This is a genomic window from Niastella sp. sgz303648 (assembly GCF_059587045.1).
In genome coordinates this window covers 140,793-163,571 of sequence record NZ_JCAPSW010000012.1, presented here as the reverse complement: position 1 = coordinate 163,571, position 22,779 = coordinate 140,793, and the positions used below count along the sequence as shown (strand labels likewise).

At 43.3% G+C, this 22,779-nt stretch carries 20 protein-coding genes; 15 read left to right on the top strand and 5 right to left on the bottom strand.

From position 1 onward, the window contains the following. Positions 1-72: 72 nt before the first annotated feature. A complete protein-coding gene (locus AC59IL_RS28690; protein WP_496555670.1) occupies positions 73-621 on the bottom strand; it encodes a YciE/YciF ferroxidase family protein in 549 nt (182 codons plus the stop codon). Positions 622-881: 260 nt separating this feature from the next. Between AC59IL_RS28690 and AC59IL_RS28685 the strand changes: the two genes are divergently transcribed. Further along, on the top strand, positions 882-1,394 hold the full coding sequence (locus AC59IL_RS28685; protein ID WP_496555669.1) for a pyridoxamine 5'-phosphate oxidase family protein: 513 nt from the start codon (positions 882-884) through the stop codon (positions 1,392-1,394). A 226-nt stretch (positions 1,395-1,620) separates the two neighbouring features. Here the strand turns inward: AC59IL_RS28685 and AC59IL_RS28680 are convergent, their stop codons facing one another. Then, positions 1,621-2,634, bottom strand: coding sequence for a helix-turn-helix transcriptional regulator (locus tag AC59IL_RS28680; protein WP_496555668.1), 1,014 nt, complete (start codon positions 2,632-2,634; stop codon positions 1,621-1,623). 504 nt (positions 2,635-3,138) lie between these two features. Here AC59IL_RS28680 and AC59IL_RS28675 point away from each other — a divergent pair. The 9 genes from AC59IL_RS28675 (at position 3,139) to AC59IL_RS28635 (ending at position 13,462) form a co-directional block, all read left to right on the top strand. Beyond that, on the top strand, positions 3,139-3,768 hold the full coding sequence (locus AC59IL_RS28675) for a T9SS type A sorting domain-containing protein (RefSeq protein ID WP_496555667.1): 630 nt from the start codon (positions 3,139-3,141) through the stop codon (positions 3,766-3,768). Positions 3,769-4,031: 263 nt separating this feature from the next. Further along, positions 4,032-5,237, top strand: a complete 1,206-nt coding sequence (locus tag AC59IL_RS28670; RefSeq protein ID WP_496555666.1) for a glycoside hydrolase family 5 protein — start codon at positions 4,032-4,034, stop codon at positions 5,235-5,237. 208 nt (positions 5,238-5,445) lie between these two features. Further along, positions 5,446-7,002 carry an alpha,alpha-trehalase TreF gene (treF, locus tag AC59IL_RS28665; protein WP_496555665.1) on the top strand — a complete coding sequence of 519 codons (1,557 nt, stop codon included), beginning with the start codon at positions 5,446-5,448 and terminating at the stop codon, positions 7,000-7,002. A 376-nt stretch (positions 7,003-7,378) separates the two neighbouring features. Further along, a complete protein-coding gene (locus tag AC59IL_RS28660; RefSeq protein WP_496555664.1) occupies positions 7,379-7,639 on the top strand; it encodes a hypothetical protein in 261 nt (86 codons plus the stop codon). 194 nt (positions 7,640-7,833) lie between these two features. Further along, positions 7,834-8,505: a hypothetical protein gene (locus tag AC59IL_RS28655; RefSeq protein WP_496555663.1), complete on the top strand. Its 672-nt coding sequence runs from the start codon at positions 7,834-7,836 to the stop codon at positions 8,503-8,505. A 56-nt stretch (positions 8,506-8,561) separates the two neighbouring features. Then, positions 8,562-9,560: a hypothetical protein gene (locus AC59IL_RS28650; protein ID WP_496555662.1), complete on the top strand. Its 999-nt coding sequence runs from the start codon at positions 8,562-8,564 to the stop codon at positions 9,558-9,560. A gap of 293 nt (positions 9,561-9,853) precedes the next feature. Beyond that, complete coding sequence (locus tag AC59IL_RS28645) at positions 9,854-11,620, top strand: OmpA family protein (RefSeq protein ID WP_496555661.1); 1,767 nt, start codon at positions 9,854-9,856, stop codon at positions 11,618-11,620. A 271-nt stretch (positions 11,621-11,891) separates the two neighbouring features. Continuing rightward, on the top strand, positions 11,892-12,674 hold the full coding sequence (locus tag AC59IL_RS28640) for an ABC transporter permease (RefSeq protein ID WP_496555660.1): 783 nt from the start codon (positions 11,892-11,894) through the stop codon (positions 12,672-12,674). Then, positions 12,671-13,462, top strand: a complete 792-nt coding sequence (locus AC59IL_RS28635) for an ATP-binding cassette domain-containing protein (protein ID WP_496555659.1) — start codon at positions 12,671-12,673, stop codon at positions 13,460-13,462. The genes AC59IL_RS28640 and AC59IL_RS28635 overlap by 4 nt, the downstream gene beginning before the upstream one ends. 137 nt (positions 13,463-13,599) lie before the next feature. On the opposite strand, the gene AC59IL_RS28630 is transcribed toward AC59IL_RS28635, so the two are convergent. After that, complete coding sequence (locus AC59IL_RS28630; protein ID WP_496555658.1) at positions 13,600-14,109, bottom strand: hypothetical protein; 510 nt, start codon at positions 14,107-14,109, stop codon at positions 13,600-13,602. 419 nt (positions 14,110-14,528) lie between these two features. On the opposite strand from AC59IL_RS28630, the gene AC59IL_RS28625 reads away from it, so the two are divergent. Further along, entirely contained in the window at positions 14,529-17,594 is a 3,066-nt protein-coding gene (locus AC59IL_RS28625) for a glycosyltransferase family 117 protein (RefSeq protein ID WP_496555657.1), read from the top strand. Between the two features lie 179 nt (positions 17,595-17,773). Here AC59IL_RS28625 and AC59IL_RS28620 read toward each other — a convergent pair whose 3' ends face one another. Then, positions 17,774-18,220 carry a hypothetical protein gene (locus AC59IL_RS28620; protein WP_496555656.1) on the bottom strand — a complete coding sequence of 149 codons (447 nt, stop codon included), beginning with the start codon at positions 18,218-18,220 and terminating at the stop codon, positions 17,774-17,776. A 227-nt stretch (positions 18,221-18,447) separates the two neighbouring features. Here AC59IL_RS28620 and AC59IL_RS28615 point away from each other — a divergent pair, with 227 nt between their 5' ends. Both AC59IL_RS28615 and AC59IL_RS28610 read left to right on the top strand, forming a co-directional pair. Beyond that, positions 18,448-18,831 (top strand): hypothetical protein, encoded by a 384-nt coding sequence (locus AC59IL_RS28615; RefSeq protein ID WP_496555655.1) that lies wholly within the window; start codon positions 18,448-18,450, stop codon positions 18,829-18,831. Positions 18,832-18,885: 54 nt separating this feature from the next. Further along, the gene (locus AC59IL_RS28610; RefSeq protein ID WP_496555654.1) at positions 18,886-20,394 is read left to right on the top strand and encodes a malate:quinone oxidoreductase; all 1,509 of its coding nucleotides are present in this window, start codon (positions 18,886-18,888) and stop codon (positions 20,392-20,394) included. Positions 20,395-20,482: 88 nt separating this feature from the next. Here AC59IL_RS28610 and AC59IL_RS28605 read toward each other — a convergent pair whose 3' ends face one another. Continuing rightward, the gene (locus AC59IL_RS28605) at positions 20,483-20,935 is read right to left on the bottom strand and encodes a hypothetical protein (RefSeq protein WP_496555653.1); all 453 of its coding nucleotides are present in this window, start codon (positions 20,933-20,935) and stop codon (positions 20,483-20,485) included. Between the two features lie 196 nt (positions 20,936-21,131). Here AC59IL_RS28605 and AC59IL_RS28600 point away from each other — a divergent pair, with 196 nt between their 5' ends. Together AC59IL_RS28600 and AC59IL_RS28595 are read left to right on the top strand one after the other, a co-directional pair. Beyond that, positions 21,132-21,716: a peptidylprolyl isomerase gene (locus tag AC59IL_RS28600; RefSeq protein WP_496555652.1), complete on the top strand. Its 585-nt coding sequence runs from the start codon at positions 21,132-21,134 to the stop codon at positions 21,714-21,716. 78 nt (positions 21,717-21,794) lie between these two features. Further along, on the top strand, positions 21,795-22,529 hold the full coding sequence (locus AC59IL_RS28595) for a phytanoyl-CoA dioxygenase family protein (RefSeq protein ID WP_496555651.1): 735 nt from the start codon (positions 21,795-21,797) through the stop codon (positions 22,527-22,529). Positions 22,530-22,779: the final 250 nt, after the last annotated feature.

Genomic DNA, 22,779 nt, shown 5'->3' with positions numbered 1-22,779 from the left:
AATCTATAACCAGAACTAAAAAGTTATTCCAGTATATTTTATATGCTGATTGATCTTGTTTAAATGGTTTGTTTAATCATCTTCTTCGTTCTGATCCTGTTCGCCTTCATGTCCCTCTTCACTTGCTGTGATATTTGAATTGTTTTCTGCAATACTGGTTAACAATTCATCCGTTTCTTTTTCTTCCCGCAACGTTTGGCTCAACAGATTGGAAACATCTTCACGTCCTAATGTTTTTGCCAGTTGGGCCAGTCCGCCATACGTTGCTATTTCATAGTGTTCAACTTTTTGAGCGGCCATAATCAGCGCTACATCACGGGTGGCAGAACCATCTTCGGTATCTTCGATAATAGATTGTGCTTCGTTAACCAAACCTTCCATCGCTTCGCATTTTTTTGCTCTTGGCGTTTCGCCCAGCATTTCAAACACGTCTTCGAGCCGGCCAACCTGATCTTCGGTAACCGACAGATGATCGGCAAACGCATTGGCCAGTTCGTCAGAGGTGGCTGCTTTTTGCATTTTGGGCAGGGCTTTGGTAAGATGTTTCTCAGCCCAATAAATATCCTTTAACTCTTCTAAAAAGTATTTTTCCAATAGTGGCTTGCTGCTCTTTCCGCTCATACCCGCTTTGTGACTTTTAGTGGTGCTTTTGCTTGTCCCGGTAGTTTTCCTGGACCTCGGTGATCTTTCCATCGTAATGCGTTGTTTAGTTATTATAAAAACCGGATCGACAGCATTTATAAAAAAGCAATGCCACGATTGATAAAAGGGATTTCAGGCAAGTGTAGAAAAACTTCTACGGCAAACTGTAGCAACGATCCCGCGAATGCCCATTCGGTAGTGGTATTTCTTTTGAACTTTAACTTCCAAAACTTACATATATGAAACCCGCGAATTGCATAGCCTTTTTACAGAATAAGATTCAGGGAATTGGTAGTGCGTTGTTTTATAATTTGAGTTGCGGTGTTTTAAAGTTCCCTACCACTATTGTTACGATCCTGAAAGTAGACGAATTGGCAAACATCTGGTTTTTTGCCAACCGACCCGAGCAGCATTTGCAGGAATTTGATAAAGAGTTTCCGGTGCACATGCAGTTTTATCGCAAAGGGAAAGACTATTACCTGCAAATAACCGGGCAGGCTTTTATTATAAATGATCCGGAAGATCTGAACGGTTTGATAGACATGAGCGACGAAGTGAAGCGAATGGCATTTAAAGAACTGGTTTTGATAAAAGTAAAAATAGGAAGCGCTCAATATTATGAATACCATGAGCAATTTACGTATAAAAATAATCTGAAAGGGATCATTGACCGGATATACGACTGGTTGTTCGATGTGCATACAAGGGCAGAGCCTTATATATTTCAGCCGGCCCCGCGCCTGGGCTTTTAATGTGAGATTAAATCTTCGCTGCACTCAGTAAAGAATATATTGTTGTTTCTACCGCCGCATAAAAAACCCTGAAAGCAAAACAGCTTTACAGGGTTTTATTATTGAACGCCGACTTAGGGAACAGCCGTTTATTGTTTGTAGTTTGTGGTTTGTAGTTTGCGGTTCTGAGCCTTGTAGCTTGTTTCCTTCATCTTGCACCCTGTAACTTTTGTCTTGTGCCTTTTCCTTATGCCTTTAGTTCAAACTGCTTCTTCTTCATGCTTCCCGGCGAATATCCATGATGCTTTTTAAAAATGTCGATGAAATTGCTCACCTTTTCATACCCCATTATTTCTGCCGTTTCATTTACCGTAAGCGGTTTTTGCAGCAACAGGGTACGGGCCATTTCCATTTTCCTGTTCAGATAATACTCGTAAATGCTTCGGCCATATATTAATTTAAAATAGCGTTTCAGCGTCGATTCGCTGAGTGTAACCTGCTGGGCAATAGAGCCAACCCGGGGAAGTGTTGTTTGCAGGTGCGATAATAAAATTGATTCGGCGGCTTTTACCTTATCGTAATACAGATCGATGTAGCACGACGTTTTATCGGTTTCGTGGTGCGACACACTGGTCAGAAAGTTTTTTATCAGGGAAACCGACAACAGCAGCATGTCGGAAATGTCGTTGCCTTTTTCGGCAATACAGTTGAATAGTTTTACCGCCGCCTGGCTGTTCTTTCCCGAACACGGTTCAATAAGCACCGGCAACTCGGTCAAATCCTCATTAAAATACTGACAAACGGTTTCATAACCCGGCTGTTGTTTCAGCCAGTAAGATGATATGCTAAAGTCGATGATCTGTACAGGTATCTGCGCACTTAACTGCAGCGAAGCGTTGATTGAATCGGGCACCAGCGCATAACTTCTTTCACGCACCTTGTTGAATTGCTGATGCTGGTTAATATTTTTATAGTCAACCGATTCAGGAGTAAGAATGCAAATAAGACTAAAGCCGTTATTGGCAACAAACATCGGCATGGCTTCTTTAACCAGCTCAATGGGTTTTAATAAAACCATATCCCATACACGCATATACAATCCGGCATCGAGGTGCCATTTTTTAATTTGCCCGCGACCCATTTCACCGGCAAACTGTATGGTGCTGTTCCCATCTTCGGTTTGGGCTCCGGTTTGTATGGCAAGATGCCTAAAGTCTTCTTCGTTATCGATTTTTGTTAATGGTATTGAGTAGTTTTTCATATTTCTGAAGTTTATTGATTAACGGAATAAGGTTTACACTACATAAAATGCTCTGCACGGCCTTATTACTATAACAACACCTGTATCAGGGGGATGAATCCTGAATATCTTTTGTATTTGCCTATTTGAGCAGAAACATTCATTAATGATAAGCAATTCCTCTTATTGCTGAAACAAGTTGTTTATTGATTTGATAAATGTCAATTAAAGCAGCGTAGGTGTTCATAACCTTAACAAGTAAGTGTATCCTGACCTTTTTCGGGTATTCTTTGGATGAATAAGGGTAAAAGAACATCGACACTCCTTATAACTTTACATATGTATTACGAATCCGGATATCAAACCAATATTCGTCAAAATCCCACCCCGTGCTAAATTCAATTTTTTGCCGATTCCAGACCTGTATTTACCAATAAACTGATGTAAACCATAACAAACAATTGCATCCATGCTCACGTATTGGCTGCATTGTAGCGCCTGTTTTACCTAAACCTAAACACTACCATGAAATCCCTCAAGTTGTGCATTTTTCTGTTTGCATTAGCTATTCATCCCGTTTCAGCCCAGGTTAATCAGCCATTTTCGGGGCTGATGGAATTTAAAGGACAGGAAATAAATAAAGACATTGACCTGGTTTGGAAAACAGGCACCGAAAGTGATCTGAACCATTACGAAGTTGAAAAAAGCCGCGACGGGGTACATTTTGAAACGATTGCCATTGTATTTCCGTGGGAGGGCGACAATCATCCCGATTACACCTGGTCAGATAAACAGGCAGCGGCCGGCATCAATTATTACCGGTTGAAAATGGTTGATAAAAGCGGCTCCTACATTTATTCAAACGTGCTTACGTTTTCAGTGACCGAAAAACTGATGTCGAAAATAGTGGTAGCGCCCAGTTTGGTCACTAACCAGATTCGTATACAGTTTTATGATGTAAGTGATAACTCTTACAAAATAGAATTGAGAAATTTGGCCGGCCAAATGTTTACCGAAAAAGCCGTGCATATTACCCGATACGGACAAACGGAATACCTTATGCGGACTGTCTCAATGACACCCGGCGTTTATTTTCTAACATTTTTTAGAAAAAATAATAAAAAGCTTTCAACATACAAGGTTATCATTCTCTAAGGTTACAAGCAAAAGAGAAAACCACCTTCGGGTGGTTTTTTTATTTATAATCAGGGGTACCGTGAGTGTTACCTGCAATTTTTCATTGCAGGAAAAAAATAGTGTGTTTGTTGCAGTTATACTTCTGACTTGTTGGCAACGGTGATATTTTTAATTGGTTATTAACGTTAGTTTGGCGTATTTGGAACGCTTCATGCAGTGTAGAAGTTTTTCTCAAGTAGCGTAAAATTTTTCTCAAAACCTATTAAAAACACCTTGGAGAGATGAAAATGAGTAAAGGCCTGAATCGCCGGTCATTCCTGCGCAATGTAGGTTTGGCTGCAGCCGGCGCAATGGTAGGATGCAATAAAGTTCTACCCGGTTTAGATGTAACGGATGCCACCACAAGTACCGTAGCCGCCGCAAACACTATTAAAAACCTCGGCAAGCTTCCCAAATGGAAAGGTTTCAACCTGAACGAATTTTTTCAACCCGATCCGTGGTATTGGCAGGGTCCTACCCCTGAAGAATACTTCAAGTGGATGGCCGATTGGGGCTTTGACTTTGTTCGCATTCCGGTAGCGTATCCAACCTACATCAATATTCCTCAGTACGAGAAAAACATTACGGTAGATAATGTATACAGCATCAATGAAGCCGGCGTGAACAAAATAGAACGAACCATTTACCTCGCACAAAAATACAACCTGCATGTAAGTTTGAATTTGCACCGCGCTCCCGGTTACTGTGTAAGCACAGGTTATAACGAGCCATTTAATTTGTGGACAGATAAAGCCGCCCAGGATGCGTTTTACTATCACTGGAGTTTTTGGGCAAAACGGTTTAAAAACGTTTCTACAAGCAAAATCAGTTTCGATCTGCTGAATGAACCCTGCTTCAGAGCGAATGTAAATGACCCATCTTCTCCAACCAGCGCTGTTCCGGGAACTACGTATCGCACCATTGCGCAGGCTGCCAGAGATGTTATTCGTAAAGAAAATGCCGCTTATATTATTATTGCCGATGGCAACAATGGCGGAGCCACTGCTGTTCCTGAACTGGCCGATTTGAAGATTGCACAAAGCTGCCGTGGATATACACCATTTGAAATTTCACACTATAAAGCGCCGTGGGTTTATCCCGACCCTGCTTACCAGCCAACACCATTGTGGCCGGGTACTGTAGGCGGACAATATTTCAGCCGTACCCTGCTCGAAGAATATTACAAGCCATGGATCGATCTGGCAAGGCAGGGCGTTGGTGTTCATTGCGGTGAATGCGGCTGCTGGAAAATGACGCCCCATGAGGTGTTCCTGGCCTGGTTTGGCGATGTGCTGGATATACTCAGTACAAACGGTATCGGCTTTTCGTTGTGGGAGTTCAATGGCGACTTTGGTATTCTGAACTCAAACCGCGCCGATGTGCAATACGAAAACTGGTATGGCAATCAGCTCGACAGAAAACTGTTGACCCTGTTACAAAGCAAGTAATTCGCATCATAAAAACGCCGCAGCAATGGCCGGTGCCGTTTTATCCTGAGCAAACCCGAAGGATGCGTGCCGGGTGTTGCTGCGGTTATTCTTTAATTTAAATGGAAGTCCTGAGCGTAGTCGAAGGACATGAGCCGTTGGGACTGAGCGTAGTCGAAGTCCCGGATTGCAGCTAAAAGTGCTGGCTTGCAAAGCGAAAAGTGCTGGCTTGCAAATTGTATTTACCATCGTAGAAATCAATTTGTTATTGACCATGGCGGCCGGTAATTTTTTTTATGTTGAAAGTTTAAACGGTTTACTCGAAGAAGTTCAAACCCGAAAAATATTTCCTGATTCAAAATATTTTGTGGACTGTACACCCCGTACAGATGCTGCAACCATTGTAGCTGAATATGAAAAACTGCGCACGCAGCCGGGTTTCGATTTAAACCTGTTTATCAATACGCATTTTATATTGCCACCCGAATTGCCTGCCGGTTATTTGTCGGCCAATAAGTCGCTGTTGCAACATATAGAAGATCTGTGGACGGCATTAAAACGAACACCGGTTGTGCAAAGCAATACCGGAACGCTGATTTCATTACCGTATCCCTACATTGTTCCCGGTGGTCGCTTCAGGGAAATTTTTTACTGGGACAGTTATTTTACCATGCTGGGTTTGCAGGCATCGGGCCATGTTGATCTTGTTCAAAGCATGGCCGACAATTTTGCCTGGCTCGCCACCACCATCGGGCATATTCCCAATGGTAGCAGAACCTATTTTTTGTCGCGCTCGCAACCGCCCTTCTTTTCATTGATGACTGAATTGCTGGCCGAAGAAAAAGGAGAGGAAATATTACTGCACTATTTGCCTGCTCTTGAAACAGAATATGCATTCTGGATGGATGGAGCCACGGCGCTCAATGCATCGCAACCGGTTTACCGGCGTGTGGTATTGCTGCCCGGTGATTACGTGATGAATCGTTACTGGGACGATAAGAACACCGTACGCCCCGAAGCTTATTATGAAGAAACAAAACTGGCTAACCGCTCGGGCCGGCCGCAGAACGAAGTGCACCGGCATTTGAGGGCAGCGTGCGAATCGGGCTGGGATTTTTCGAGCCGGTGGTTTCGCGACGGAACGCAAATGGAAACTGTTGAAACCACTGATATTATTCCGGTTGATCTCAACTGCCTGTTGCTGCACCTCGAAGAAACCCTGTTGAAAATATATAATATGCAGCACGATGCTGAAAAAGCAACGATCATGCAGGCGGCTATTCATAAGCGATTTGAAGCCATACAAAAATATTGCTGGAATGATTCCGCGCTTGCGCAAAAGGGATTTTACTTCGATTACCATCACGTGCAACAACAGCAAACCGGTAAATATAGTCTGGCTGCCTTATACCCTTTGTTTTTTAAAGTAGCCTCTCCCGAACAGGCGAAGCAAATAGCAACAGTGCTGGAAGAGAAATTTTTATGCGAAGGCGGTTTTATAACAACGTTAGTACGCACCGGTCAGCAATGGGATGCGCCCAATGGCTGGGCGCCTTTGCATTGGCTTGCTTATAAAGGATTGCAGCAATATGGTTTTACCGAACTGGCTGTTAAAGTAAAAGACCGCTGGCTGAAAACCTGTGAAAAGGTATACCACGAAACCGGTAAAATGATGGAGAAGTACAATGTGATGGATGTTGATGTGAAAGCAGGAGGCGGCAAATATCCCAACCAGGATGGTTTTGGCTGGACGAATGCGGTGTATGTAAAAATGCTGAAATCATAGCTATTTGATAATTACCCACTTACCAAAATACTAACAACCGTTCAACCGGCTATTTTTACACTTAGCCTCCTATTTTACCACCCATCATACATACTTTACCGGTTGTGAAATGAAAAATACCGTTCAGACCTGATTTTCTAAAGGAAATGTTAACACCAGTATATCTTTGTTATATCAAACAAACAGGAGATAATTCTCCAACTAAAATGAATCACTTCTTAGAATTCTTACTTGCCCGTTTCCGTCAAAGAGTAAAACCACCGGCAGTTTCAAATTTTTAAATCTCACGTAACAACTCAACTGGGTGCAATGTACTCAGTCACAAGCGCAGGTATTTGCTGTGACCTGCATTTCCCATGCCTTTAACCAACATACGATGAAATTAAAAATTTGGATTGGCCCCCTGATAGCTGTAATAATTTTGGCCACGTTACGACAGATGATGTACAACTCAATGCAAGATGAACAACAACGGTCAGTTATACGCGCAGCTATAGAATCAAGGCAGCCTTCGCCCGAAAACCGCGTGTTGCCTAAAGCTTCAGCGGTGGTGCAAGGTTTGCCGCAGACGATGCCGGAGCATTTCAATCCTCCTATGACCGGTACCCGTGTGCTTACTGACACTCTGCCCTTCTGATTTATTCAGCAATATAATAAGGCAGCAAAAGCAAATGGCATAACAGTGCAAACTGTTGTGGGTGGCCGTTCTGTGCGCGAACGTACCTGACCTTTTATTTCATTGATCATTGTAATTGAGCAATATTTTGCCTCCATTGTTTCCCCCTCCACCGGAGGGGGTAAGGGGGAGGCCTAACACTTAAAAAAACAACTATGGCCAACTTAGGAAAAAAAATTTTGTCGGCTTTCGTTGACGTAACCGATGATAAAAAAACGGTTAGCGAAAAGCCGGGTTCTGTAGCCGGGAAGGTGCCGAAGCAAACAGATCAGATTATGATGCCGTCATCACCGGCTACGGTTAACAGTTATACACCTGTTAACAATTATACACCGGCAGGCAACAGCAAGTTTGCAGCCTATTTCGATAAGCTGTTCAGCGAGGCGAACATTCCGGGACCTGATTATTACGAGTTCAGTAAAATGATTGATGTAATGAAAGCGGTGCCTGATGAACAGGTTCGGTACACTACCGCGTTTGCCGGCTTAAGTGTGCAGGGGCTTGATAAACAAAAACTGCTATCAACCGCTGCCCAGTACCTGCAGTTGCTCGAAACTGATGCGGCGAACTTTCTTAGTTCGGTAGATACCGCGCTGAAGGAAAAAGTGCACGAGAAAAAGCGAACGATGGAAGAAAAGGAAAATCGTATTCAGCAGTTAACGCAGGAAATAAGCAACCTGCAAAACGAACTGATTACGCTGCAGAGCGAAATAAAGGAGAATGAAGAGAAAATTGAAGCCAGTACCGGTGGCTATAAATACGAAAGCGAAGCATTTAAAAGCCGCATTGCCTTTGATATTGAAAAAATAAAAAGATATATACAATAGAAAGGATCAAATAACAGGAACCAAATAACCAAAACCAATTTTTAAAATATATAACAATGATAAATCCGATTCAAAAATCAAAAACGCCCGGCTGGTTCTCTGAGCCAAAGAACTTAGCCACAGCAATTATAGGCATATCATTATTTGCCGGACTGGCTTATGGTTTTGTAACCTATGTGTTACCCTGGCTCATAACTGTAACCTGGAACCTGATAAACCTTGTAATTGGCGGCGTGATCCTTGGCTTTATGCTGATGATCGTTACCAATAAAAAATTCTGGAGGGCCTTAAAATACTTCTCTGAATTTATAGCCAATTATACCATTGGCATTGCCATTGAACTGAACCCGTTCAATATACTGCAGGCCAAAATTGAGCAAGGTTATAAAGACAGAAATACCTTGTATCAGCAGGCAGCCAAATTAAAAGGTAAGCAAAGCGAACTGGTAGATAAGCTGACCGATAAAGAAAAAGAGCTGCAGCTGAATATACAGAAAGTAAAAATTCTGCAAACCGAACAGGGCAGCAACAACAACCGGCAGATTGATCTGTATGCAAACAATGTATTGCGCTGTCGCGAATACATCGATAATGTTACGCCTATAGTGGGCGACCTTAACAAGCTGATAAAGTTTACCGATGCAGCTTATGAAGAAAGCGGCATCATGCTCGAAGATGCAAAGCTTGATCTGGAAGCAAAGAAAGACCTGTACTACTCGGTGACCACCGGTTTGAGTGCCGTAACCAGCGCCATGAAAGCGTTCAAGGGCGACGACGAACTGAACCAGGATGCCGAAAAAGCGCTGGCCATACTGAAAGTACAAATTGGTGAAAAGATCGGTCACATTAAATCGGCCATCGATGTAACCTCGCGCTTTATGGATGATAAAGTGCTGGAAGATAAAGCCAAATCGGCTCAGGCCATTGAACTGATCAATCAGTTTAATATGAGCAATGATTTTAATTATACGCAGAACGCGCTGGATAAAAACCAGGATAGCGGAAAGCTGAAAGGGATTTCTACTCCTGATCGTTACAGAGGCTTGCTTGATTAAAGCCCGAAGTCTAAAACCCGAAGTCAGAAGTCTGAAGTCGGAAGTCAGATATCGAATAGAATAGGATTTCCAATAGATCAATAGACTTGATTTTGCTGAACGGAGCGTCGCAAGCGGTGTGCAACCGGAGCGATGCAGCCGAAGGCCCAATCCATGTTCTTTAAAAACCAAAACAAATTTCAAAAAGCAAAAAATAAACAGTGAGCAATTGGCTTCCAAACTGCCCATTGCCTACTGCCTGATGAAAATCAACAGGCAGAAAAAACATTAACAACTATAAAAAATATACAACTATGGCATTCAAACTAAAACCCGCCGGAAAAGTATTGATCATTACTACAGTAGTAGCTGTAGGTATTTTAGCCGTGAGATGGTATCAGAACCGTCCGAAAGAAGTAAGTGGCTCCATTGAAGTAGGTAAAGTATCGTTACCCGATGCGCCCGAAGCATCGTTACAGGGCAATGCAGTTAAACTGCCTGTGCCCGGCGACGAACAGGCTGTAAATGGCGGTACCCAAATTACCTGGGAACGTATGGCCTGGAACGCGCAGTTCAGTGGCATGTATGCTAACGGTGGCGTACGAACTACCAAAGGCTCGTTGTTCGATAAAGCGCACCTCGACGTTAACTATGTTCGTCAGGACGACTGTAACAAACAAATGGCCGACCTGGTAAAATTTGCGAACGATTATAAAACCAATCCCAATGCGCCCGGTGTGCTGATCACTTTTATGGGCGACGGTATGCCGGCCTTTATGACCTCGCTCGCCAAAGAGCTTGAACCTTTGGGCCCCGAATACCAGCCCATTATTATACCGGTTACCCACGGTAAATCATATGGTGAAGACCAGATCATGGGACCATTATCGTGGAAGCAGGACCCGCATAATGCAATTGGTAAATGCGTGGCCGGTGTATTGCGCGATGGCGACGTAAATATATTGTTGAAATGGGCCGGCGACAACGGTCTTAAAGTAAACCCCGATGAAACAACTTACGATGGCAATGCGATTAACTTAATTGCCGCCAACGACTTCCTTGATGCACCTAATAAATACATCAGCGGTTATACCGAAAAAAGGAAGCTGATCAAAAACGGTAAAACAACCGGCACCGATACAACCGTTGGTGTAGATGCAGTTGCCACATGGACGCCCGGCGACGTGAACGTGGCTACCAAAAAAGGTGGTCTGGTAACCATCGCCAACACAAGGCAATATGCATCGCAAATGAGTAACCAAACCATTGCCATTAAAAAATGGGCTTATGATCACAGAACCGATATCGAAAGCATGATCATTGCCCTGGCACAGGCCGGCGACCAGGTACGCTCGTTTACCGAAGCAAAAGAATTTGCTGCTGATGTAAGCACTAAAGTATACCAGGAACAAAATGCCGCCTACTGGCTGAAGTATTATAATGGTGTTGAAGAAAAAGATATTCAGGGTTTGAAGGTGAACTTAGGTGGTTCGGCCGTATTTAACCTGAGCGATATGGCCAATACCTATGGACTGGGAGAGGATAAGGTAGACCGTTATAAAGCAGTGTACAACACCTTTGGTAACCTGATGGTGAAAATGTATCCGGCCATTATGCCTGCCTTTATGCCTTACGAAAAAGCGGTTGACAAATCATTTTTGTTCAGTGTGATTTCGAATCACCCCGAATTGTTACAGGGTAAGGCCATTGAAACAAAATATGCCGAGCAGATTACATCGGCCGTTTCGTCGAAGTCGTACCAGATTCAGTTTGAAACCGGCTCTGCCAATATCAAACCTTCTTCTTATAAAACGCTTGACGAAATTTTTGAATCGGCCGTGGTGGCTGAAGGTTTAAAATTAGGCGTGTACGGACACACCGATAACCAGGGCAGCGACGAAATAAACATTCCGCTGTCGCAGCACAGGGCCGAAGCAGTACGTGCTTACCTGCTCAAAAAAGGATTGAAACAAAATCAGATCGAAGCCAAAGGCTTTGGTTCTGAAAAACCCATCGCCGATAACAGCACCGAAACCGGCAGAAGCAAAAACCGCCGTGTTGAAATTGTGTTGGGTGAGTAGCAAGTATTAAGTAATAAGTCGTAAGTAGTAAGTACGGCCCTTGTTAACCTATAAACCTGGCCCTTATCCCAATCAACAAAGGCTGGCAACGGAGAGTAATTGAAGTTGCCGGCCTTTTTAAAAGGTTAAATGCCGTGCCTTGGTTCCAAACCGTGGCACGGCTACAAACCAACTAAAGAAACTAAAGCTCTTCGAGGCTTGAAGCATCGAAGCCTTATTCTGTTGCCTTTGGCAACGATCGCATACTGCCCCACCAACTAAAAGAAAATTTATGAAAAAAATTATTCAGCCGTTTGCCCGCATCAACCGGCAAACATTTTTGATAATGGTTGCCATACAGGCGGTGGTTACATTACTGTTGTGGCAAACGTTGTCGCAGGGCCTCATTCCCAAACCCGGTAAGGTAGCTGAGGCATTTGTGCATTTGCTTGGCACCAAACTGCTGCTCGATAATGTGCTGGTAAGTCTGCTGCTAACTTTAAAGGCCATGGTGTTTTCTATTTTGATAACCCTGGTGTTTGCTTATTTATCGGTAATACCGTTTTTTAAAAGTCTGGCTCTGTTCCTTGTAAAATGCCGGTATCTTACTTTAACAGGTTTGATATTTATTTTCACGCTGCTTACCAAAGACGGAAGCCAGTTAAAGTTATCGTTGCTGGTATTTGGCATTGTGCCCTTTTTTGTAACCTCGTTTTTGTCGGTAATTGTAAGCATCAATCCGCAGGAATATGATTTATGCAAAACATTAGGGTATAACAACTGGCAAACGCTGTACGAAGTGATTGTCATCGGCAAGGCCGACCATGTGTTTGAGATACTGCGTCAGAACTTTGCTATATCGTGGCTGATGATCACTATGGTCGAAGGGTTGAGCATGAGCGAAGGCGGTATTGGTACCCTGCTTATCAAATACAATAAATACAACGATTTGACCAATGTACTGGCATTGCAGCTGGTGATATTTGTAATCGGGTTATGCTTCGACTATTTACTTGGTGCATTACGGCATTGGTTATTTCCTTATAGTAAATTAAAAACAGCACAGGCATCATGACAAATCATACCAAAGCAGAAGTTATATTACAGGTGAAGGACGTACAACTTTCGTACGACAGGCCCATTCTTCGTGATATCAATTTTTGTATCAGGAATATTATCCGTCCCGGTTTTAGCCAGGGACAGGTGGTTACACTCATCGGCCGAAGCGGTATTGGCAAAACGCAGTTGTTTAAAATTTTGTCGGGCCTGCAAAAGCCAACATCGGGCCAGGTTACTATTCATAACAACAAGCCTGTAGAGGCCGGCGATATGGGTGTGATATTTCAAAACTATTATTTATTCGAATGGCGAACCGTGTATCAGTCATTGCTGCTGGCTGCACGAAAGAATAAATCATTGGCAGGTCAGGAAAAGCAGGCTATTGACCAATATGCCGAACAGTTTAGCCTCACCGGTCATTTGAGTTTGTACCCGCAGCAGTTGTCGGGCGGTCAGCGCCAGCGTGTGAGCATTATGCAGCAGTTGCTGAAAGGATCGGATTTTATTTTACTCGATGAACCCTTCAGTGGGCTCGACGTCTGTATGCTCGACAAAGCAGTGGAGTTGTTGTTGCAGGTATCGCTGTCGGATGAATTAAAAACGCTCATCATTGTATCGCACGATATCGTAACAAGCGTTGCTATTTCTGATACCGTATTTATTTTAGGTAACGAAGAAGGCAAAGCCGGCGCCACCATCAAAAAAGAAATCGATTTAATGGAACGCGATCTGGCCTGGCAAAAGAATATTCAGAAGGAAAAGAGATTTATTGATACGATTGAGGAGATAAAGGGGTGTTTGTAAGTAAGTCCGGAAGTCGGAAAGTTCGAAAGTCCGAAAGAAAAAAGCCGTGCCTTTTAAAGTCGGAAGGTCAGAAATGTTCGAAAGAAGATTCTAAATTTAGAGTGCTTCTTTCGGACTTCCGGTCTTTCTGACTGGCTTCAAAGCCCAAACTTCCACCCCACTTTAAACTCTAACCACGACGCATGATCGTCGCCGGTAAATCCGGCGTAGGCAACGCCTACATCAAAAGGACCTAATTTGGCGCCTGCGCCCACATCGCCTGTAAGGCGTGAGTAAGCACTGCCGCCTTTTACTTTTATATTGGCAACACCTGCATCGGCATTTATAAACAATAAATTACCGGGTAAAAAATAATGACGTACGCCTAATTTCATAGGCACATAGGTGAGGTTACCGGTTGCTTCGGGCCTCGCATTGAAAAAAGTATATCCAACAGTACCGGTAAAAAAAGTTTTGCCTGTTCCCAGTCCTACACCGCCTTCGGCGCCAAGACCATATGAATAATTGTTTTTAAAATCGCTTTGAACCGGGCTTGCATATACTCCGTGTGCAAACACAAAGAATAATTTCTGGGCCTGTGCACCGGTAAGCATACCGGATGCTAACAGCACAGCAATCACCATCGAAAAACGTAATGCAGGTTTCATGTTGGTACAATGTATTTACTGGTTGCTGAAAAATTTATGCCATCATTTGTTAAGGTGTAAGTTGATAAGTTTACAAGTTGATTTGTTTACAGGTTTAAACTGCAAACCGCGAACGGCCACTGCCTGCTGCCTGGTAAACCGGCAGCAGGTGCAATGATTCAACCAACAACACATGATCTATTTCGATTATTAACGTTTTTATAAGATTTCTGCCAGGCTTTTAAAAGTGTTTCCTGCAAAATATAGTCGAATTTTAAGACTCGTTTAACCTTTAGAAGTATTGGCTTTTCCAAAGTTTAAAACGATCTAACAAAACCAGCGTAGGGATTTAAAGTATAAACCGCTTATCACAGGCGGAAGGCATAGCTGTATATGATTATGTAGCTTTTTATTATATGCTCAACTTTAAAACCTTGCAAATGAACTTCAACAAAGTAAATACCATTGCAGGCTGGATAGTTTGTTTAATAGCCTGCACGGTATACCTGCTCACCATGGAACCTACAGCGAGCCTTTGGGATTGTGGTGAATTTATTTCCTCTGCCTACACCATGGGCATTCCGCATCCGCCCGGCGCACCCTTGTTTATTTTGATTGCGCGTTTTTTCATTATTCTTTTTGGTGATGATCCGCATACAGCCGCCCGTGCCGTAAACAGCATGAGCGCTATAGTAAGCGGCCTTACGATATTGTTTTTATTCTGGACAATTACCCATTTTGCCCGCAAACTGGTTCAAAATAATGAAGAACCGCTCAGTAACCAGTTGGTATTTACGATAATCGGCGCCGGTGCAGTAGGCGCACTGGCCTATACTTTTTCAGATTCATTCTGGTTCAGTGCAGTGGAAGGCGAAGTGTATGCCTTATCATCTTTTTTTACTGCATTGGTGTTTTGGGCAATTTTAAAATGGGAGCAACAGGCTAATAAACCCGGGGCCGACAAATGGATGATCTTTATCTTTTACATGATGGGCCTTTCCATTGGTGTTCACCTCTTAAACCTGCTTACCATTCCCGCCATTATTATGGTGTATTACTTTAAACGGTATAAAGTAACCAAACGGAATACCATTATTGCGTTTTTGATCGGTTGCGCCATTACCGGTTTTGTTCAGAAATTTATTATTCAATACACCATTAAGGGAGCCGGCCTGTTCGATATTTATTTTGTAAACCAGCTGGGCGCTCCGTTTTATGTGGGCTTCGCTTTTTTCTTTTTGTTAATAGCTGCCGGCATAACATGGGGCATACGGCAGGCAGCCAAAAGAAAATTATATTACGTGAAGCTGGGCTTATGGAGTGCTGCCTTTATGTTGCTGGGTTATTCAACCTATCTTACTACCATGATCCGGTCCAATGCCGATCCCGGTGTTGATATGTACAATGTTGATAATCCTGTGAATCTCGAAGGTTATTTAAGCCGTGAAAAATATGGCGACTGGCCTATTATGTATGGTCCTGATTTTACCGACCGCGCTCCCTATGTAAAAAACGGCGATGAATATGTAAAAGGAAAAAACAAATACGAAATAACAGGAATAAAATACAAACAGGATTGGGGCAACACGCCATCGTCGCACCTGTTTCCCCGCATGTGGGAGTCTGATAACGACCGGTTCCAGGCTGTAGATTGTTACCGGCAATTCGCAGGGCTTGAGCAGGATGAAACGCCCACTATGGCCGATAACGTAAAGTACTTTGTGAAGTACCAGGCCGGCTGGATGTACATGCGTTACTTTATGTGGAACTTTGCCGGCAAACAAAACGATCTGCAGGGCCTCGGTAATCCGCGCGACAGTAATTTCATCAGCGGTATTTCATTTATTGATAATGCCATGTACGGCAATCAGCAAAAACTGCCCGACACTACCCGCGTCAGCAACAAATCGTATAACCGCTTATATATGCTGCCGCTGTTATTAGGTCTGGCCGGCATGCTATTTCAGTTTAAACGCAACCGGAAAGATTTTGCGGTAAACGGATTGTTGTTCTTCTTTACCGGTTTGGCGGTTGTTCTTTTTCTGAATCAGGCAGGTTATCAGCCGCGTGAGCGCGACTATGCGTTTGTTGGTTCGTTTTATGCGTTTGCCATTTGGATAGGACTGGGCGTGCTTTGGGTAAAACAAATGCTCGAAAAAGCAGTGAAATCGCCTGTTGCCGCCGGTATGGCAATCAGTATTTGTTTACTGGCTGTGCCTGTTTTGATGGCGCAGCAGGAATGGGATGATCACGACCGCAGTCAGAAAACGTTGGCGCTTGATTTGGCAAAAAATTATCTCGAAAGCTGTCCGCCCAATGCTATTTTATTTACTACCGGCGACAACGACAGTTATCCGCTTTGGTATGCACAGGAGGTGGAAGGTATTCGTAAAGATGTGCGGGTTGTTGTAGTCAACTTAATCGGCAGCGATTGGTATATTGATCAGCTGCGTTATAAAGTGAACAAAAGCGATCCGTTTAATGTGGTGTTTACGCCCGAACAGGTAGCCGGTGAAAGACTTAACGTGGTTTATTATTCAAAGCTACCCGGATATGATGCCAATAAATATTACGACCTGCATGATATTTTAAAGAATGTAGTTGGCAGCGATGATGCACGTTTTACCAACGTAACTGAAGATGGAGACACCTATCATCTGTTTCCTGTACAAAAATTCAGTGTGCCGGTAGATGTTAAAGCTGTTACTGCCAATGGCACCGTGCACCCCGGAGAAAAGATGGTGGATGCTTTGCATCTTGATATCAACAAAAATTATCTGTTCAAAAATGATCTGGCGGTACTGGCCGTTATTGCCGGCAACCAATGGAAGCGGCCTATATGTTTTACCAGTACCAATTCTTTACGCGAACTGGGTTTGGAAAAATATACGCGGCTCGAAGGGATGTGCTATCACCTGGTACCGGTTGAAAACACCAACACAAGTGGTGTCGACAATGAAGTGGCCTACAAAAACATCATGCAAAAATTTGGTTACGGCAATGCAAACAAAAAGGGTGTTTATTTTGATGAAGAGAACCGGCTCCTCATGAATTTCATTAAGCTGAACCATGCGCAGGTAGCTTTAAGTCTGGCACAGGCCGGTAAAAAAGAAGAAGCCCGCAGGGTTTTACAGCGTTTCGATAATCAGGTGAGCGAATCGAATATGCCCTATGGCATGACGAGTAACCGGGGCAATATCCATAATATTTATTCTATACAATTTTTACAGGCATGTTATGCATCGGGCGATTATGCGCTGGCAAAGAAAGTAACCGATTCGGTTAAAAAAGATCTGAAGCAACAAATGAAATATTATGCAAGTCTTGGCGATGAGCAGTACAACCAGGAGCAACTGGTTAATAACGCCTGGCTGCTGACGCAGGGCAAAGGCGGTGACTTATCGTACAGGCAGACATATTTTGCGCAGGACATCGTTTCGTGCTACCAGTTATTGCAGCAGATGGATAAATGGGAGCAGGAGTATCGACCGGGAAAAATATTGTAAGAGCCTGTCCCGACTTGTCGGGAAGCGTATCAAACATGTAAGGTGCCGAAGTCTGATGTCGGAAGTCTGATGTCGGAAGTCGGAAGTCAGAAGTCAGAAGTCAGAAGTCGGAAGTCGGAAGTCTGAGGCGGGAATGATTAAATCCGCAGGTACTTCTGACTTCATACTTCTGACCTCTGTTATTTTTTCTTCAGTTTACCTTGCACCACTTCCTTTCTTTTCAACCATGAATTAAGAGGCTCGGGAACATATGAAATTCCCTTTTTACCGGTGAGCCCGGTTTTCTTTCCAAAAACGGCACTCAGCTGTTGTAACTGCTTTTTGCTTTTGCTGTGTGCAAGTAATTGTTGTTGCTTTTTTTCGATTTGACCGGTGAACACCTCAATGCCCCGGTTTATAACCCGCAATTCATCCTTATATCGCTTTTGTTTTCGATAAATAACCAGTAGCCTATTAAAAGGGAAGCTGTCAGCAATACCTCTTTTTATATTTTGTTCATACAGGGCTGCAGCACGTTTCAGGTCGCCGCTTGCCTCAGCTTCAGCGCCCGTTTGGTTGTTAAGAGCTTCCTCGATTTTATCGGAATTCCTGCTCTCAGGCTTTATTTTTTTAGAATCGTTTGCCATATGACCTGCTTTAAAAACAAATTAAAATCCTGTGCCATCAAATAGTTTTTAGTTCTGGTTTCTTAGAACTCATCATTAAAACCAAACTGTGTTTTAATTGTTATCAATTAGTTCGGGTAACACCGAACTTAGAACTCAGATGCCGGTACCCTATAAAAGCTAAGGAATACATCTACCTAACAATGAATGCGTTTGCCAAACAGTGTATAATTTTAAAAATACGTAATATGGCTGACCAACATAGGATGCACAAAGCGCAGGCTGTTCATGATGTAGATGTGCAGGGCTTAAAAAAGCTGAGCTTTTATGAAGATGAATTAAATATTCTGGAAAAGCGCCTGCACGAAATTACCGCCCGGTATACTTCAGATAACGTCAGGGAACAAATTGCCAGTCTTCGCGAACACTTATTGTTAAAACGAACCGACCTGAAACGGCTGCAACACGATTTCACCAGAGAAGAGTTTACACTGGCCGATCAGCTCGAAAAGCAAAGCGATCATATAAACATACAGCGTGCCCGTGAATTGCACGAGCGTATGGGATATTTTCAAAAAGAAGTAAAAGAACTGTGGGTAACGGTAAATGATTTTTTAAGTAAAACCATGTAAATTACCCGCTGTTTAATCACCGTTATTTCAGGAATTTCGTAAAGCACTTTTATTTTGACTACAACTACTCAACCTTCTGCAAAAGATGTGGTGCTGATTGGCGCCGGCATTATGAGCGCTACATTGGGCATGCTGTTAAAGCAGTTGCAGCCCAATATAACCATTACCATTTTTGAAAGACTTGATGTAGCTGCTGCCGAAAGCTCCGATGCCTGGAATAATGCAGGTACGGGTCATTCGGCTTTTTGTGAATTGAACTATACACCACAGTTGCCCGATGGATCGATTGATGCGGGTAAAGCGGTTAAGGTGGCTGAATCTTTTGAGATATCGCGGCAGTTCTGGTCGTACCTGATACAGGAAAAAGTGCTCAGTAATCCCGATGCGTTTATTCGCCGCATTCCACATATGAGCTTTGTGTGGGGCGAAAAGAATGTTGCTTATTTAAGAAAAAGGTATGATGCCCTGCAGCAGTATCCGCTTTTTCAGGGCATGAAATATTCAGAAGATGCGCAGCTATTAACTGAATGGGTGCCACTGATGATGCAGGGCCGGAAGGCAACAGATAAGGTAGCCGCTACCCGTATGAACAGGGGTACTGATGTAAACTTTGGTTCATTGACGCATAGCTTGCTCAACCGGTTAAAAGAAATGGCCGGTGTAAAAATATATTTCAACCATGAAGTGCAAAGGTTGAACAAGCAATCAAATGGAACCTGGCAACTGGGTTTAAAAGACCGATCGACCGATAAAAAGAGAACGATCACTACAAAGTTTGTTTTTATCGGGGCCGGCGGCGGATCATTGCCCCTGTTATTAAAATCGGGTATACCCGAAGGAAAAACATTTGGCGGTTTTCCGGTAAGCGGCCAGTGGTTGCGATGCAACAATCAGCAGGTTATTGAGCAACATAACGCCAAAGTGTACGGCAAAGCTTCAGTTGGTTCGCCGCCAATGTCGGTACCGCATCTTGATACAAGAATTATCAATGGAAAAAAATCTTTATTGTTCGGTCCGTTTGCGGGCTTTTCGACCAAATTCTTAAAGTCAGGTTCTTTATTCGATCTGTTCCTGTCGATAAGACCTTCGAATATATTGCCCATTTTATCGGCCGGCATTCATAATATTCCACTTACCCGGTACCTTATACGCCAGGTGCGGCAGAGCGATGAAGACCGGTTAGCCGCCCTGCGGTCATTTGTGCCCACTGCAAAAATGAGCGAATGGGAACTGGTAATTGCCGGTCAGCGGGTGCAGGTAATAAAAAAAGACGAAGAGGAAGGTGGTATTCTTGAATTTGGTACCGAAGTGGTAAGTGCGGCAGACGGATCACTGGCGGCCCTATTGGGGGCGTCGCCCGGTGCATCTACGGCTGTGTCGATTATGATAAAGCTGCTGCAAAAATGTTTTCCTGTAAAAATGCGAAGCGGCGAATGGCTGGCAAAGCTGCAGCAAATGATCCCTTCTTACGGATTATCACTTGCGGGTGATGCTAAATTGTGTGAACAAATCAGGGCCTGGACAGACCATGTATTGCACCTGCAGCCGGATGTGGAAGTATAAAATAAAAAATGCGACCCGGAAATTTCCAGATCGCATTAACATAACCTTTCCTTTTATGGCTCGATGAGTGAACCCTGTTTAATTTCAATTAATACCTCGTGAACCGGTAACGACCGATATAATCATTGGTATAATTGGTAGCTACAAACGAATTCGAATACAACCGTACGTTATCAAAATACATATCTATAGTATCATCTCCGGAGTAATTCGACAGGTGCAGCGATAATGATTGGTGTGTATTGGTATAATAAGTACCATACTCGTCATAATAGCCATCTGTGATGGTTTGAACATACCAGGTACCATTGAGGGTAGTGCCGTTTTCAACATAACGGGCACTGCCATTATTGTAAAAATAGAATACACCGTTTTCAACGCCGGTTTTAACACTGTACCATCCGTAGGAATCTTTGTGTGCAGCATCGGTAAGAACCCATGAACCGGCGAGAGAGGCTTGTTGTTCGATTACAACTTTTGAACAACCAGATAAAGAAGCGATGGCGATCAATAAAAAGGTTAAGCGTATAATTGGTTTCATAACCGGGTGTTTTTTAAAGTGAATAAAGTGTGGTCATTAATTAGAATATCTAATATCCGGCCGGTTTATTCATGGTTCACCGTAAACGGGTCATTTGTGACTCTGTTAACAGCGTATTTTTATTTCTTTAACAACTGGTACAAAACATCAAACAATTAAACCATAAAACAATTTAATTTGCGTTTTAAAGGAATCTATGCGGAAGAATTATATTTTTATCATTACCCTAACCCTGCTGATAGCCTGTTCACCGAAGTATAAAAACCCCCATATTGAAATACAAACCAGTTTGGGCGATATAGAGGTGGAATTATATCCCGATCAGGCGCCAAAAACGGTAAAAGCGTTTCTTTCCTATGTTAAAGCCGGCTATTATAAGAACAGCTCGTTTTACCGGGTGCTGAATGACGACAATCAGCCATCCAACGCACCGAAGGCCGAGCTGATACAGGGAGGCCTGTATAAATCGAATCCGCGCGTGCATGATACGCTTGCCGGCATACCACACGAAACCACACAGCAAACCCATATACTGCATAAGAACGGCGTTATATCGCTGGCCCGCCTGGCACCCGGTACCGCCACCAGTGAGTTTTTTATTTGCCTGGGCGATCAACCGGGATTCGATTACGGTGGCGAAAACAATCCCGATAAACAAGGCTATGCCGCCTTCGGAAAAGTGGTAAAGGGCATGAACGTGGTTCAAAAAATTTACAACCATCCCGAAGATGATCAATCATTCGATCCCCCGGTTCCTATTTATAATATAGTTGAGTTGTAAGGTAGCGGCAAACGGGAAACGTGAAACGGCAAAGGGGGCCTCAATGTTATCTGAACATGAAACTCAGACTTATTGCAAATGATAACCGTATCTGAACATAAACAACAGCTTTCCGAAGAAGGATATGCAATAATAAACGATATTTTCACGGCTGCTGAAGTATCGGAAATAGTTAACGTCATTAACAGTATCGATGCCACCGGAAATCCTGCTTTTCGCAAAACGGCCGACCTGTTTGCTATCAGACGTTTTGTGAAAGAAGTTCCGGCAATAAACCGGCTGTTGTTTAACAGTTCTTTGCGCACTATTATTGACCAGCTCTTCGGAACCGGCTATTTTCTGGTAAAAGCCATTTACTTCGACAAACCTGAACAGTCGAACTGGTTTGTAGCCTGGCATCAGGATTTAACTATTTCGGTTGCAGCAAAAGCTGAAGCGGATGGGTTCAGCCAGTGGACCATTAAAAATAATCAGTACGCAGTTCAGCCGCCCGTTACGCTGCTTGAAAATATTTTCACTATACGGATACACCTCGACGATACTGATGAAAACAACGGGGCATTAAAAATAATTCCACAGTCGCACCGTAAAGGTATTTACCGGCCCGAAACCATCGATTGGGAGCAGGAAAGGGAAGTTGTTTGTAAAGTAAACAGCGGAGGTATTATGATCATGCAGCCCCTGCTGCTTCATGCATCGAACCGCAGCACCAATAACAACAAACGAAGGGTCATTCATCTTGAATTCAGCAACCGGCTGTTGCCCGAACCATTGCAATGGGCCGAATACCTCGATCTGCAGGTTTTGCATTGATTACTAACATAATACTATCGGGTATTCATGCAGGTGTTTTATTACGAAAAAATATATGTCAAAAACAGCCTGTAAAAGCTTGCATGATTAAAATTTGCTTACCAAATTTACAGTCGTTGACAACGCAACTGCTCCCGCACATTTAACCGCCCGTTTCAATTCCAATTTCCTTACGCACATTTAATCATTTCCAATTTTCCCGAATTACCGGCATTCAATCGCCTGTGATCAGCCCATGTACTGATCTGAA

Coding starts and splice junctions, on each gene's coding strand:
- AC59IL_RS28625 (WP_496555657.1), top strand. CDS start 14,529: ATGAACTTCAACAAAGTAAATACCATTGCAGGCTGGATAGTTTGTTTA.
- AC59IL_RS28680 (WP_496555668.1), bottom strand. CDS start 2,634: ATGAAAAACTACTCAATACCATTAACAAAAATCGATAACGAAGAAGAC.
- AC59IL_RS28685 (WP_496555669.1), top strand. CDS start 882: ATGAAACCCGCGAATTGCATAGCCTTTTTACAGAATAAGATTCAGGGA.
- AC59IL_RS28640 (WP_496555660.1), top strand. CDS start 11,892: ATGAAAAAAATTATTCAGCCGTTTGCCCGCATCAACCGGCAAACATTT.
- AC59IL_RS28655 (WP_496555663.1), top strand. CDS start 7,834: ATGGCCAACTTAGGAAAAAAAATTTTGTCGGCTTTCGTTGACGTAACC.
- AC59IL_RS28620 (WP_496555656.1), bottom strand. CDS start 18,220: ATGGCAAACGATTCTAAAAAAATAAAGCCTGAGAGCAGGAATTCCGAT.
- AC59IL_RS28600 (WP_496555652.1), top strand. CDS start 21,132: ATGCGGAAGAATTATATTTTTATCATTACCCTAACCCTGCTGATAGCC.
- AC59IL_RS28675 (WP_496555667.1), top strand. CDS start 3,139: ATGAAATCCCTCAAGTTGTGCATTTTTCTGTTTGCATTAGCTATTCAT.
- AC59IL_RS28595 (WP_496555651.1), top strand. CDS start 21,795: ATGATAACCGTATCTGAACATAAACAACAGCTTTCCGAAGAAGGATAT.
- AC59IL_RS28690 (WP_496555670.1), bottom strand. CDS start 621: ATGAGCGGAAAGAGCAGCAAGCCACTATTGGAAAAATACTTTTTAGAA.
- AC59IL_RS28615 (WP_496555655.1), top strand. CDS start 18,448: ATGGCTGACCAACATAGGATGCACAAAGCGCAGGCTGTTCATGATGTA.
- AC59IL_RS28630 (WP_496555658.1), bottom strand. CDS start 14,109: ATGAAACCTGCATTACGTTTTTCGATGGTGATTGCTGTGCTGTTAGCA.
- AC59IL_RS28650 (WP_496555662.1), top strand. CDS start 8,562: ATGATAAATCCGATTCAAAAATCAAAAACGCCCGGCTGGTTCTCTGAG.
- AC59IL_RS28670 (WP_496555666.1), top strand. CDS start 4,032: ATGAAAATGAGTAAAGGCCTGAATCGCCGGTCATTCCTGCGCAATGTA.
- AC59IL_RS28645 (WP_496555661.1), top strand. CDS start 9,854: ATGGCATTCAAACTAAAACCCGCCGGAAAAGTATTGATCATTACTACA.
- AC59IL_RS28605 (WP_496555653.1), bottom strand. CDS start 20,935: ATGAAACCAATTATACGCTTAACCTTTTTATTGATCGCCATCGCTTCT.
- AC59IL_RS28660 (WP_496555664.1), top strand. CDS start 7,379: ATGAAATTAAAAATTTGGATTGGCCCCCTGATAGCTGTAATAATTTTG.
- AC59IL_RS28635 (WP_496555659.1), top strand. CDS start 12,671: ATGACAAATCATACCAAAGCAGAAGTTATATTACAGGTGAAGGACGTA.